The 13,270-nt window shown below is 42.2% G+C and carries 11 protein-coding genes; 1 reads left to right on the forward strand and 10 read right to left on the reverse strand.

What is annotated here, in order from left to right:
- Positions 1-17: 17 nt before the first annotated feature.
- From OK025_RS12075 to OK025_RS12090, 4 genes are all read right to left on the reverse strand, one after another.
- Complete coding sequence (locus OK025_RS12075; RefSeq protein WP_205400494.1) at positions 18-1,109, reverse strand: efflux RND transporter periplasmic adaptor subunit; 1,092 nt, start codon at positions 1,107-1,109, stop codon at positions 18-20.
- On the reverse strand, positions 1,099-2,433 hold the full coding sequence (locus tag OK025_RS12080; RefSeq protein ID WP_317669636.1) for a TolC family protein: 1,335 nt from the start codon (positions 2,431-2,433) through the stop codon (positions 1,099-1,101). Before OK025_RS12080 ends, OK025_RS12075 begins: the two co-directional genes overlap by 11 nt.
- 176 nt (positions 2,434-2,609) lie before the next feature.
- Positions 2,610-3,989 (reverse strand): HAMP domain-containing sensor histidine kinase, encoded by a 1,380-nt coding sequence (locus tag OK025_RS12085; RefSeq protein ID WP_317669637.1) that lies wholly within the window; start codon positions 3,987-3,989, stop codon positions 2,610-2,612.
- Complete coding sequence (locus OK025_RS12090) at positions 3,986-4,672, reverse strand: response regulator transcription factor (protein ID WP_201667286.1); 687 nt, start codon at positions 4,670-4,672, stop codon at positions 3,986-3,988. The genes OK025_RS12085 and OK025_RS12090 overlap by 4 nt, the downstream gene beginning before the upstream one ends.
- 160 nt (positions 4,673-4,832) lie before the next feature.
- Here OK025_RS12090 and OK025_RS12095 point away from each other — a divergent pair, with 160 nt between their 5' ends.
- Entirely contained in the window at positions 4,833-7,346 is a 2,514-nt protein-coding gene (locus OK025_RS12095; RefSeq protein ID WP_317669638.1) for a phosphocholine-specific phospholipase C, read from the forward strand.
- 93 nt (positions 7,347-7,439) lie between these two features.
- Here OK025_RS12095 and bioD read toward each other — a convergent pair whose 3' ends face one another.
- The 6 genes from bioD to bioB are packed head-to-tail and all read right to left on the reverse strand — an operon-like array spanning position 7,440 to position 13,156.
- Positions 7,440-8,072 (reverse strand): dethiobiotin synthase, encoded by a 633-nt coding sequence (gene bioD, locus OK025_RS12100; RefSeq protein WP_115046750.1) that lies wholly within the window; start codon positions 8,070-8,072, stop codon positions 7,440-7,442.
- Positions 8,073-8,126: 54 nt separating this feature from the next.
- A complete protein-coding gene (gene bioC, locus OK025_RS12105; RefSeq protein ID WP_317669639.1) occupies positions 8,127-8,876 on the reverse strand; it encodes a malonyl-ACP O-methyltransferase BioC in 750 nt (249 codons plus the stop codon).
- A 5-nt stretch (positions 8,877-8,881) separates the two neighbouring features.
- Positions 8,882-9,580 (reverse strand): DUF452 family protein, encoded by a 699-nt coding sequence (locus OK025_RS12110; RefSeq protein WP_317669640.1) that lies wholly within the window; start codon positions 9,578-9,580, stop codon positions 8,882-8,884.
- Positions 9,577-10,737, reverse strand: a complete 1,161-nt coding sequence (locus OK025_RS12115; protein ID WP_317669641.1) for an 8-amino-7-oxononanoate synthase — start codon at positions 10,735-10,737, stop codon at positions 9,577-9,579. Before OK025_RS12115 ends, OK025_RS12110 begins: the two co-directional genes overlap by 4 nt.
- Positions 10,734-12,035, reverse strand: coding sequence for an adenosylmethionine--8-amino-7-oxononanoate transaminase (gene bioA / locus OK025_RS12120; protein WP_317669642.1), 1,302 nt, complete (start codon positions 12,033-12,035; stop codon positions 10,734-10,736). The genes OK025_RS12115 and bioA overlap by 4 nt, the downstream gene beginning before the upstream one ends.
- Positions 12,036-12,076: 41 nt before the next feature.
- Positions 12,077-13,156, reverse strand: a complete 1,080-nt coding sequence (gene bioB / locus OK025_RS12125) for a biotin synthase BioB (protein ID WP_115046756.1) — start codon at positions 13,154-13,156, stop codon at positions 12,077-12,079.
- Positions 13,157-13,270: the final 114 nt, after the last annotated feature.

Below are 13,270 nucleotides of genomic sequence, written 5' to 3' on the forward strand. Positions count from 1 at the left end.
GTAAATGCTAAGACGGATTAATTATTCAGTGCTCTATAGATCAAAAGTTTATTGTTGACAACAACTTTTTCACCTTCCTGTAGCCCCGTAGCCATGTAGGTTGTTCCTTCATTTTGTTTGATCGGCAATATTTCGCGAATCTTAATATCATTTTGGGATTTATAGATTAATACGAAATATTTGTTTTGATCGAAAATAACCGCATCGGAAGGAACTGCGAGCGCTTCAGTATTGGAGCGATGCAATACTTTAATGGTCGCTTTACTATCCGGAATAAGTAAACCATCCTTATTGTCTAGCACCACCCGTGCCTGCATTGAATTCGTCTGTGGATCGATGATCTTAAAGATTTTATCGATACTGCCCTGAAATTTTTTGTCCGGGTAACTCAGGGTAGACACAATAGCTGGCATGCCCATACTAATCTTATCGATATCCGTTTCGTTGACGTTAAGAATTGCCCATACATCTTTTGTATTGGCCACATCGAAGATGTTGTCGCTGCGGTCACTACGCAGCTGCATGTCCTTATTGATGTTTTTTTGAACGATGTAACCATCGATTGGAGATACGACCGAATAAATATTGCCTGTACGAACATTGTAAATCTGACTTACAGCTTCTGAACGGCGTAGTTGCTCTTTGGCTTTGGTTAATTGTCCTTTTGCTTCCAACATGTCTTTATCTGTACTCAGTTTGCCATTATACATGTCTTCGGCTACACGGTAGTTTTTCTCGGCGAGTAATACATCGGTTTTGGCATCCGAAAGATCCTTTTGTATACCGGCAACTTCCGTACTTCTGATGGTTGCCAATACCTGACCTTTATGGACATAATCACCCAAAGAAACATTCACGGAGACAACATTCCCTCCAACAAGTGGGAAAATATCGATGTAATTGTTTTGATCGGCCGATATCTTTCCAAAAAAGTTGAGTTCTTCGGTCACATTTTCTTTTTTAACCGTAGCAAAACTTGTCGATTTAAGCATCGTCTCACTAATTTCGAAACCTTTGACAATGGCTGCATTATCTGTTTCTTTATGATTTTGGCAAGCGTAAAGTAGCACTATTGCCACAGTGGCTATAAGAAGTTTTTTAGTTGACATGAGTTGAATTGAATATAGAAGTTTGAGCCAGGTAGTTTAATTGTTCGGCGTTGAGAATAATTTCCTTTTTCATATCGTATAACTTAAGAATAGATATGCGATAGCTGTCCATAAAATCAGTGAACTCAACTAAAGAAATATTCCCTTTTTTAAAATTATTGAATATGCCATCATAGACCACAGCGATGTTGTGAAGGTCGTCTGAAGTAATGGTAAAATATTGGTTATATTGATTTTCCCATGACTGATAGTTGGAACGGATCTGTGACTCCAACAGCTGCCGTTGGACTTCAATATTTTTCTTTGCCTCTTCTTCGGCGTATTTCGCTTTGATAACATTTCCTTTATTTTGTTTCCACAACGGGATCGGAATGGCGGCTGTAACATTGAGCTCATTGCGGAATACACCGCCATTTTGGCTGTAGGAAAGGCCAAGGTTAATATCAGGTGTATTTAAAGACTGTTGCCATTTTGTAAATAACTGTGAGCTTTCAGAGGTCTTTAAGGCAAATTGATAATCGGCATTGTTTTCTAGGGCCAATTGATAGATTTTGTCCAAAGCCATGGTTGGCTTTACGGCAAGTTCCTGATCTGCTTCTTGATCTGTTAACTTCGGTAATACATCTTCCTGACTGGAAATAAGCACACGTAATTGCTGCTGCAGATTGATGCTATTATTGATGGCTGTCGTTTTTTCGTTGTTGAGATCGATGGCCATTGTTTGAAGACGAACCTGATCTTTCAAAGAAACATTTCCTTTTTTTCCTTGCTCTTTATAAGCTGCAAGTAGATTATTTAGGTAATCCAACTGAATTTTAATATCTGCCAACTTATGTTGCTCAAAGTAGAGAGCGTAGAAGGTTGTACGTAGCTGCGCACGGAGGCTCGCCAGCAATTGACTGAACTGTAATTTAGCAAGTTCAACATTTGATTTGGCAAATTCCACTTCATTCTTCTTTTTTCCACCGAGATAAATCAATTGGGATACACTTGCTTCCTTGGATTGACCAATATGAAATGCTTTTTTGTTCTGTGGGTCGTAGGCATTGGCAGATAGCTGCAATTGTGGTAGATCCCATATTTTGGCCTGTATGACGTCAGCCTCTGCTTGGCTGATGTCATATTGTTGCGCCAGGAGGGAAAGGTTCTTGCTGACGAATGCTTCTTCGCATTCCTGCAGTGTCATCTTTTTTCCCGAAATCTCACTTTGCTTATTCCCAAGTATATTTTCATGAATGCTCGTGTAATCTGCTTGTGGCGGTTTTTGTTGAGCAAAAGCCATACTATTGAAAAGCAATAAAAATATTAAAGGTTTCTTTGTCATGTGTTTCAAAACTTGTGTAACAAAATAACTGGTCGAATATTAAAAGCCCCTTAATAAATGCTTAAAAAAAGCTTAAAAAAGCATGTTTTTCAGATCGGTGGATAGGTATGAATAGGTATAGTAAATAGATGTGCTTGTTGCTAAGAGACCTGACATTGTCTTTCTTAATCAGGTAACTATACTTCCCGGTTAGGAAACAATTTAAATAGTAATACAAAAGTATGCGTAGATTGTTTTAGGTCTGCCTGATATGCTATTGTTGCTTGATGCGACTGCATGATACGCTGAACGATACGTAGCCCTAAGCCCGATCCTGTTGTTTCACTCGCGTTTTCACCGCGGCTGAACGCATCGAAAATCCGCTTTTGGTCGATTGTGCTCAAGGCAGGACCAGTATTGCTGACAAGTACCTTGAGTTCGAAGGTTGATTCTAGAATTGTAACTTTTACCTCCCTGGTATCGGAGTAGAGCGCAGCATTTTTAAATAAATTCACAAAAGCAATTTCAATCAATTGTGCGGAACAGAAAATACTAAGTTTTGGGTCTTCGATCCCACCGATTGAAAAATCCAGTTGCAGGTCGGGGAATACCTTGGCTACTTTTTCAAAAGCCATAAAGATAATTTCATCGATCCGCTCTTCCTTATAGGTCATTTTCAAACGCTCAGAGTCGAACTTTGAAAGTAACATCAGCGAATCGGTTACCTCCGAAAGATGTAAGGTTTCTTTGGATATGTTACGTAAAACCTGCTTTACGTCTTCACTCAGCTGATTTTGATGATAGAGGTTCTCCAGCTGAAAGGACATTCGGGCAAGCGGTGTGCGCAGTTCGTGTGAGGCGCTGGAATTAAATTCTTTCTGCGATTCGAAAGCAGCCGAAAGTCGCAGCAGCATGGTATTAAATGCTCGGGTTAGTACCGCAATCTCATCGGTGTGACCGGTATACTCGACAGGTTTGGTAAGTTTACTGGCATTAATCTGTGTAATATTATCTTTTAATTTATCGAGCGGGATCAACAGGCGCTGGATGAGGTTATAACTAAATACCCAGACCAGAACAGCGCTCAGGACAAATAATATCGTTAGGACGAGCGCTAGATGGTCCATTTTTTCATTTCCGGAGTAATCCTGTGCTTTTACGATAATATAATAGGGTAAACCGTTGATGCGATAATATTTGGCCAGCGTTTCATATTGGTCCTGATTGTAGAAGATCTGTTTTTCCTGATTTAGCCGATTGACAATCGAAGCATTCCAGGTAATGGTCTGATCCTTTACGGTACTGAAGACGAGCTGTTTGTTTTTGTCAAGGATGATAACATCTTCATAGAAAAGGCCATCTTCGTCATCGTGAAAATAGTTTTTGTAAGACTGGCGGTTGAAATAGGGGTTACTGGCGATATAATGGGAAATATTGTCCAATTTATCAATCAGTCGCTGCCGAAATTGATCTTTCCGAAAATCGAAACTAGCATAGTAGATAATCAACATCGCCATACCGAAAAGCACGGAGAATGCAATACTAAAGCTAATCGCTATTTTCTTCTTTAAATTCATTTTTCTGCCGATAGGTAATAACCAAAGCCCGGTCTTGTATGGATCAGTTTATTCTCAAAGTTTTTATCAATCTTCTTACGCAAAAAGTTGATATAGACTTCAATTGTATTCTGTGTTGTCTGAAATTGATTTTGCCATACTTCCTCCGATATATGTTGCTTGGACAAGGTGCGACCCTTTGCCTGTGCCAGGATAAGCAGCAGTTGAAATTCTTTTTGAGTAAGATTAATTTCTTCATTTGCACGTAATACTCGGGCCTCATCAGGATAAATGATCAGATCATCGACTACCAAGGTTTTTGTTTCATTGCTTTCGCTATGTTGTTGCCGACGTAATAGGGAATAGATGCGCATCAACAATTCATCTAAGACGAAAGGTTTAACCAAATAGTCATCAGCAGCCCGGAGAAATGCCTCCTTTTTATCATCTATATCATCGTATGCCGAGAGAATAATAATTGGTGTAAAGGCGTCATGGCTTCTTATCTTCTTACAGATTTCCAATCCATTGATTTTGGGGACATTGATATCTAATAGATAAAAACCATATTTCTTCTGGTGTGTTTTGGCCAAAAAATCAATTCCATCAAAGGCTTGATCACAGGTAAAGCCCTGGCTTAATAGAAAAGATCGGATCTCTTTAGAGAGTACCTTGTCGTCTTCGAGCAGCAAAATGTCCACCATATTTATATCTGTTGTCTTTTCGTAAAAATAAACAAATTTTTGTCATCCAATCAAGGAGATGTTTTCTTCGTACTTAATTTGGTAACATAAGATTTACACGAAGAAATATGAAACAAAAAGAAATCTAAGTAGATTCAAATCGAAATTATAAATAAGTGTTATGGAAACCAGAAGAGAATTCCTACGAAAGACCCTACTATTTTCAGGAGCAGCAGGTATTGCCAGCTTCATGCCCGCATCGATCCAGAAAGCCTTTGCCATAGACCCTGACCCAGGAAGTAGTTTTTTAGATGCCGAACACATCGTCATCCTGATGCAGGAGAACCGATCCTTTGATCATACGCTAGGTAGTCTTTCGGGAGTCCGGGGTTTCAATGATCCGCGTTCGATACGTTTACCCAACGGTTTACCCGTATGGTATCAAACGGACAAAGAGGGAAAAACGTATGCTCCTTTTCGATTAAATCTGAAGGAAAGTAAAGTGACCTGGATGGGTTCGCTTCCACATAGTCGTGCAAGCCAGGTGGATGCCTTTAACCAAGGTCGTTACGATCATTGGCTGTTATCGAAGCAATCAGGGAATAAACAATATGCGGCTATGCCCTTAACATTGGGGTATTTTACACGCGAAGATTTGCCCTTTCATTATGCCTTAGCAGATGCTTTTACCGTATGTGATCAGAATTTTTGCTCGGGCATGACCAGCACTACGCCTAACCGTTCCTTTTTCTGGTCGGGTAAGATTACAGAGATGAAAGATGGTCTGCAAAAAGCGAATATTCGGAATGATGACTTTGGCTATGGTAAAATGACCTGGGAAACTTTTCCGGAATTGCTTGAAAAGAATGGCATTAACTGGCGTTTTTATCAAAATGAGACAAGCTGTGGCGGCGGGTTTTCCGGACAGGAAAGGGCATGGCTATCCAATTTTGGGTGTAATCTACTGGAGTTTTTTCAGGCTTATCAAGTTAAATTTAAGGATAACTATATCAGAAGCCTGGAAACACAGGTTCGGGATTTGCCCATGCAGATATCCAAGTTGGAAGAGAAGTCTCCTTCTTCCGAAGAACAAGCCGAAAAGATACGCGCTGATATTCGCAAAAAAAGTGAGGCACTGGAGCGAGCGGAGACCGAACTAAAGGAATACAATCCAAACAATTATAAAAAGCTAAGTGATTTTACGAAATCATTAAATGAGCGAGCGTTTACGGTAAACAAGGGGGACAATAATTACAGATCGCTTGATACCTTACGTTTTAAGGCACAGGGGAAAAAAAGCACGCTGGAAGTCCCTAAAGGAGATATTCTTTATCAATTTCGGAAAGACGTTGATACTGGTAAATTGCCTGCCGTATCCTGGTTGGCCGGTCCGCAGAATTTCTCGGACCACCCGAGTGCGCCCTGGTATGGAGCCTGGTATGTATCTGAAGTTTTAGATATCTTAACGAAGAACCCCGAGGTTTGGAAAAAAACAATTTTTATCATTACCTATGATGAAAACGATGGTTATTATGATCATGTTAAACCTTTCCTTGTCCCTGATTTAAAGAAGAAAGATACAGGGGCATGTTCTCCTGGGATCGATACGGAGGTGGAGATGGTTCGTTTAGAAAATGAGCTAAAACAGGGGATTCCTAAAAAGCAGGCACGCGAAGGCGCTGTGGGTTTAGGTTTTCGTGTTCCCATGTATATTGCGTCGCCTTGGTCACGAGGTGGTAAGGTCTGCTCTCAGTTATTTGACCATACGTCTACTTTGCAATTTTTGGAATCTTTCTTTAACAAAAAGCTGAACAAGAATATACATTTGGAAAACATCAGTGCATGGCGTAGAACAATCTGTGGTGATTTGACAACCGCTTTTACACCTTTTACTCAGCAAAAGGAACAACTCCCTTTTCTTGATCGGAATCAATATATCGAAACGATATACAATGCGCAGTTCAAAGATGATCCGCGAGGCTTCGTTGAGGTCAAAGATCCTGATCTTGCGACTAAAAGCGGATGGATTCCGGGATTTGACCGTATACAGGAACGGGGCATTCGTAAATCCCTGCCATTGCCTTATGCGCATGATGCGGTGGGCTATGTGAAAGATGGACAGTTTTATCTAACAATGACTGTAGACGACAAGTTTTTCGGAAAAAGGACAGCCGGTACAGCCTTCAATGTGTATAGTCCGTTGGAATATCGTGATGAACAGGGGCAAAGTGAAACCTATCGTAATTGGAATTTTGCGGTGAAGGCCGGTGATCGTTTGGCATATCAGTGGGACCTGGCAAGATTTGTAGGAGATCGCTATGCTTTTGAATTGCATGGACCAAATGGTTTTTATCGAAAATTTTCTGGACAAAAAGGAGCTGCAGCACTAGAGGCTACCGTTTCTCCGGAACTGAAAGCGCTAACTCAGGCAGCGACAGGGAAATTGCAGTTGAGACTCAGGAACAAGAGTGACCAGCGGGTAACGGTAGTTGTCGAGAGCCTTAGCTATGGAAAATATGCCACAACGAAAGAAATAGCTCCCGCCGAAGATGTTCCATTGATCCTGGATGTTGAAAGTCAAGGAAATTGGTATGATATTGCTGTACGAATCAAGGGAGACAGCAGCTTCGTCATTCAGCTCGCAGGGCGCTTGGAAACAGGTGTTGCGTGTACAACTGATCCATTATTAGCATAATCTGTACTGTTTCAGCAGGGATGGCGGTCAATTCTTATTGAATGGGTTCCCTGCTGTTGCTATATATCGTCAATAGTATCCGCTTGACCTTATTTACACGCGAACAAATAAGGTCTCCGGATAGTTTGTTTCTATATAACGACGAAGATACAACTCCGTGTCCGTACTTATAGTGTGGTCTTTATGAACGGGGAATGTATTGTAAACCAAGGTATGTAGATTGATCTTGCGCTTGGTGATCGCTTCCAGACTAAGTAAGGTATGATTGATACTCCCTAATTTTCCAGAGGTGACAAAAATAAGCGGATACTGCATTTCTTGGATGTAATCGATAATCAGATAATCTTCTCTTAATGGAACCATCAACCCACCTGCACCTTCAATAAGAACAGCGTCGTAGCGTTGGCTTAATGTTAAGCTAGCCTGTCTGATCTTTTTAAAGTCAATTTCACGATTATCTAGACGTGCTGCTAGATGAGGGGAGGCGGGGTAGGTGAAAATCTCCGGCATCGTAATTTTCTGGTGATCTTCTGCTGTTAATGGGATTTCCATGAGTTGGCGATGGAGGACGATGTCTTCGGAAATAGTTGTATTTCCAGTTTGTACAAGCTTTTGGGTAATGGTGCGTATACCGCTTGTATTCCATTGTTTCGCGAGGAGGCCAGTTGCATAACTTTTTCCGATCCCGGTATCTATGCCGGAAACAAAATAGATATTTTCATTCATTGCTGTATTTCTTTTGTAGGTTGTTCGATTGTTTGTAATTCGAGTGCTCAGCTGTTATTTTTTTGCAATAATATAGATGGGATGGTAGGTTAGGGACACGCCCTCTTCTGTCCCATAGTCAGATGTATACTTAGCACAGAAAGCCCGAAGTGTGCCTTTTGTCCACCGGTGATTTTTTATTCCCGTTACCCCCGTTTGCTTCAGGTGAACAAGAACTTGTAGTGGGCTTTCAAAGTGTAGTTTTAAATGTTCTTCTTGTGCAACGAGGATCTTATAATTCAACGCTAAAAGTTCTGTGATAAGTTCCGATTTAGATCGATATGTTAGTCCAACATGTGCCGTTGCATTGATCTCGTGCATATTGTCATGTCCAAAAGTGCTGAAGGCAAGGATACCGGAATCCAGAAGGGATCCATAGCATCTTTCAAAGAAAGCGCGAGGATTGTTGAACCACTGAATCGTAGAACAGGACGCGATTAGATTGATGTCTTTGGGAAAAGCATAAGTTTCTGCATCAGCACAGATGAACGTGTGCGATGCTGTCAAAATATCCATTACTTCGGGCATCATTTCTGGACAGATATCATTTAAAACCATTTTTTTAGGTTTGATATGCTGTAGGATTAACCGCGAAAAAAGCCCTGTTCCGCAGCCAATTTCCAATACTTTTTGGGGTCTTAGCTGTATGTTCTCCTTCATCAACCTGATCATTTTTTTTGCTATTTCGTATTGGGCGATCGCTGCCGACTGATAGTTAGATGCCGCTTTAGCGAAACGGGACCTAATCCTTTGTTTGTCCATCATGATGATCATCTTAAAAGGTGCTTAAATAATTGTTCGGGATAATGAGTAGCATCGATTATCGTATATGCAGTACCGGGCCAGGCGCGTTTTTGATTCTCTAAGTTGAAGATTCGATCTTCTTTGCCTATATATATCTGATGCCATTGGAATGCCGCTGCTGATTTTGCACCAGCTGTTTTTTCAATCGCGATGAGCTCTGAACGGAGGTCTTCGATGTCGCGTTGGGGGGCTCTTTCAAGAAAGTAGTTAAAAAGGGCCTTGGAACCACACATGCGTAATCTGAATTTTTCCAACGTTTTATTGCTCAGTGTATCCAATGTTCCTTTAAATAACTGGCTAGGAATTCCTTTTTCGTCATCTATTGGAAATGGTGTTCCATTGATTGCAGTGCATGTGCTGATTGGGTAATTGTTGTTTTGAAGTTCGGGCAGTACCATTGATGCCGCCCATACCCCCATAGACCAGGCGAAAACCTCAATTTCCTGGTAGCCTGCCAGTAGACTTTTGTCCAACAGTAAATCCGTATAACTATGGGCAACAATAAGATCTTTGCCGACTGGGGAATAGTGCAAAAAAGGATGTTCATCCATGCCCCAGCCTGCAAAGAATAACAGTAGTTTTTCGTTGGATTTTACCTGAAGATGCTGCTCCGGCAAATTATCGACCGGAGTGACTCTTTTAGGAGCGATTCTTTTAAGTATCATAAGCTTGCTGCGAGTTGTTTGATCATGGACGATGTCATTGTTGCTGTCAATGAAATTCGGATTCTTGATGTTCCTTCTGGTACTGTGGGCGGGCGTATGGGAAGCACGTAAAATCCCTTTCGTTGCAGGTCTTCTGCTTTCAGTACCGTTTCCTTGTTATTACCGATAATGACCGGTAAAATATGACTCTCTGAGGGACAATTAAAGTCTTTGGCAATTATGTGCTGTTTGAGCAATAGGCTATTTTTGTGCAGCTGTTGGCGCCGGTCTGTAAACTCACTCAAGCGTTCCAAAATAAATATACTCCATAATAGATTGATCGGTGGTAAGGCGGTTGTAAAAAGTAAAGTACGTGCCTTATTGATCAAATAATTTCGGATGGGTTCCCTGCATAGGAGGTAGCCACCGACCGATGCCAAAGCTTTTCCGAAGGTGCCTGTCAGGAAATCAATATCGGCAATACATTGCTGTTCTTCTGCGCAGCCAAGTCCCTGTATTCCGCGTACCCCTACGGCGTGAGCTTCATCGACATAAAGTAAGGTATTGGGGAAACGTTGTTTTAGACTGACCAGATAGTTGAGGTCCGTGCAATCACCATCCATGCTAAAAATACTTTCTGTGACGATGATGATGCATGTGAAGCGATGGGCATATTTTGTCAATAAATGCGTTAAGTGCGTATAATCGGAATGCCGGTACCTGTAGCAGGTCGCATTGGATAGTCGGATGCCGTCAATTAGGCTTGCGTGGACACCCTTATCGGCGAGAATTAATGTCTGCGTATCACAAACTGCAGGAAGTATGCCTACATTCATGTGGTAGCCGCTGTTAAACACCAAAGCACTTTCCGTACCGAACATTTGGCACAGCTTTGTTTCCAATTGCGTATAGCGTGCATGGTTTCCTGTGAGTAGACGCGAAGAGGAAGCGCTGAATACAGCATTATCCTTTGTCACCGAGTTTAGGAATTCTTGACGAAGTATCTGATCTGTCGCAAGTCCAAGATAATCGTTCGATGAGAGGTTGTAATGCTCTTTAACATGCTCCTTTGCTGTGTTTTCCTGTTGTGTGATAAGGGGAAGTTTTCGTTTATTCCCTTGTTTTTCAAGGGCGAATAATTCATCTTCAATGCGCTGGATTAGACTGTTTTCAATCATTGGACTGTGCTGATTACGGCTAGCAATGCCTGTGTTAACTTGTGAAGCTCACCTTCATTTATGATAAAAGGGGGCATGATATAAATCAGTTTTCCGAATGGCCTTACCCAAATTCCCTCTTCGATAAACCGCTGTTGTATGCTGGAGAGATCGACGGAGTTTTTCATCTCGATGACTGCAATTGCACCTAGAATTCTGAGCTCCTCGACTTGGGGCAGCGCTGTTGCAGCGCTAAGTTCCCTTCTCAATTGTTCTTCGATTAACGTTACTTTCGCTTTCCAGTCCGTTGCCAATAGTAGTTTGATGGAAGCGTGGGCTACTGCGCAAGCCAAGGGGTTTGCCATAAAAGTTGGCCCGTGCATAAACGTACCTGGTGTACCGTTGGAGATTGTATTCGCAACATGATCTGAGGTGATCACGGCGGATAGCGTCATATAGCCACCGGTCAAGGCTTTGCCGATACACATGGTATCGGGCACTATTCCGGCATGCTCCCAGGCAAAGAGCTTACCCGTACGCCCAAATCCGGTAGCAATCTCATCAAAGATTAAAAGAAGTTGATTTTCTTTGCAGAGCTGTGCTGCCTGACGCAAGTACTCCGGATGATAAAAACGCATGCCACCGGCTCCCTGGACGATAGGTTCAAGGATGAGAGCGGCCAATTCGTCCTTGTGTGAGCAGATCAGGTCTGCCAAGGGTTGGATGTCATTGGCATCCCATTCTTGCTCAAACCCTATTTTTGGGGCAGGGGCAAAATAGCGTTTGGGTAAAGCATTGTCAAAGATGCGGTGCATGCCAGTAATGGGATCACAGACCGACATCGCGTTCCAGGTATCACCATGGTACCCCGAACGAATCGTGACAAAGTTTGTCTTGTTGGTCTTTTTTTGTGAGACCCAGTATTGAATAGCCATTTTAAGCGCAACTTCTACCGCAACAGAACCCGAATCGGCATAAAATATTTTGTTGAGTGAAGTAGGGGTGATGTCAAGCAGTATTTTACCGAGAGCAATTGCTGGTTCGTGCGTAAGTCCACCAAACATCATGTGTGACATGCTACTGAGCTGTGCTGCGACCGCAGCGTTAAGGATGGGGTGATTGTAGCCATGGATGGCGCACCACCAGGAGGACATACCATCTATAAGCTGCTGTCCATTTTCCAACTCGATTATACAACCATCTGCCCGTTTAACTTTGTAGGCCGGTAAGGGATTTGTCATGGTGGTATACGGATGCCAAAGATGCTCTTTATCAAAATTATCGATAAGGTCGTGTTGATTGATTTCTTCTCTTTCCATGATGGTCTGCCGAATTAGTTCTGTTATTTGTTTTGCTGCTGTTATTTGTCTTGCTGCTTGGCGATGTTGCGCTGGATTTTATGTTCGGGTCTTGACCATTTTGGTCTTTCACCAAGATCATGGTAATGTGCCATCTCAGTTGCGATGGTTTCGGGTTGATTTCTTTTCTCGAAAGGCTGTTGTGCTACCAAACCTAATGTTTTAAACATGTCCATATCTTGGTTGACGTCGGGATTGGGCGTGGTGAGGAGTTTGTCGCCTGAGAAAATCGAATTGGCTCCCGCGAAAAAACATAACGCTTGCCCCTCTGTACTCATGTTGGTACGTCCTGCAGAAAGGCGAACTTGTGTGGTGGGCAATAAAATTCGGGCTGTAGCCACCATGCGTACCATTTCCCATATCGAAACTGTTTCCATGACTTCCATTGGAGTACCGCTTACAGGAACGAGCGCATTGATCGGTACCGATTCGGGTTGTGGAATGAGTGAAGCAAGTGTGATCAACATCGCGGCACGGTCGTCTATACTTTCTCCCATCCCAATAATACCACCACTACATACCGTTATGTTTGTTTTACGGACATTTTCGATCGTTTGAAGGCGATCGTCATAGCTTCTGGTCGAGATAATTTCCTTATAGTAATCGGCAGAGGAATCGAGGTTGTGGTTGTAGGCGTATAGTCCAGCTTCTGAAAGGCGTTGTGCTTGGTTTTCGGTCAGCATTCCTAGCGTGCAGCAGACTTCCATGTCAAGTCTATTCAGTGTTCGGACCATATCAAGTACATGGTCAAACTCAGGGCCATCTTTAACATTGCGCCAGGCGGCCCCCATACAGATCCTTGAGCTACCTCCAGCTTTGGCTGCCAGTGCCTGCTCTTTTACCTGCTCTACACTCATTAAGCCTTCCGATTTTACATGCGTATGGTAACGTGCGGCCTGGGGACAATAGGCGCAGTCTTCGGGGCACCCACCTGTTTTTATGGATATCAATGTGGATACTTGTACTTTGTTGGGGTCGTGATATTTCCGATGTATCGATGCCGCTTCATAAAGCAGATCCATTATTGGTTTGTTGTATAAAGCAACAACTTCTTCCTGCGTCCATTTTGGTTTTGTTTCCATATTAATGCTAAGTTTTTATGCTATAATCAAATCTATTTTACCTAATGACCATTCGGATTTAGCAATTCAATGCGATTATTTTTTCATGATGATTGCAAAGATTATAGTTTAAAT

It is taken from the genome of Sphingobacterium sp. UGAL515B_05, assembly GCF_033097525.1.
Lineage (GTDB): Bacteria > Bacteroidota > Bacteroidia > Sphingobacteriales > Sphingobacteriaceae > Sphingobacterium.

Bases quoted from the DNA above. Each gene is read 5' to 3' on its own strand.
- OK025_RS12075 (WP_205400494.1), bottom strand. From the start codon at position 1,109: ATGTCAACTAAAAAACTTCTTATAGCCACTGTGGCAATAGTGCTACTT.
- OK025_RS12080 (WP_317669636.1), bottom strand. From the start codon at position 2,433: ATGACAAAGAAACCTTTAATATTTTTATTGCTTTTCAATAGTATGGCT.
- OK025_RS12085 (WP_317669637.1), bottom strand. From the start codon at position 3,989: ATGAATTTAAAGAAGAAAATAGCGATTAGCTTTAGTATTGCATTCTCC.
- OK025_RS12090 (WP_201667286.1), bottom strand. From the start codon at position 4,672: ATGGTGGACATTTTGCTGCTCGAAGACGACAAGGTACTCTCTAAAGAG.
- OK025_RS12095 (WP_317669638.1), top strand. From the start codon at position 4,833: ATGGAAACCAGAAGAGAATTCCTACGAAAGACCCTACTATTTTCAGGA.
- bioD (WP_115046750.1), bottom strand. From the start codon at position 8,072: ATGAATGAAAATATCTATTTTGTTTCCGGCATAGATACCGGGATCGGA.
- bioC (WP_317669639.1), bottom strand. From the start codon at position 8,876: ATGATGGACAAACAAAGGATTAGGTCCCGTTTCGCTAAAGCGGCATCT.
- OK025_RS12110 (WP_317669640.1), bottom strand. From the start codon at position 9,580: ATGATACTTAAAAGAATCGCTCCTAAAAGAGTCACTCCGGTCGATAAT.
- OK025_RS12115 (WP_317669641.1), bottom strand. From the start codon at position 10,737: ATGATTGAAAACAGTCTAATCCAGCGCATTGAAGATGAATTATTCGCC.
- bioA (WP_317669642.1), bottom strand. From the start codon at position 12,035: ATGGAAAGAGAAGAAATCAATCAACACGACCTTATCGATAATTTTGAT.
- bioB (WP_115046756.1), bottom strand. From the start codon at position 13,156: ATGGAAACAAAACCAAAATGGACGCAGGAAGAAGTTGTTGCTTTATAC.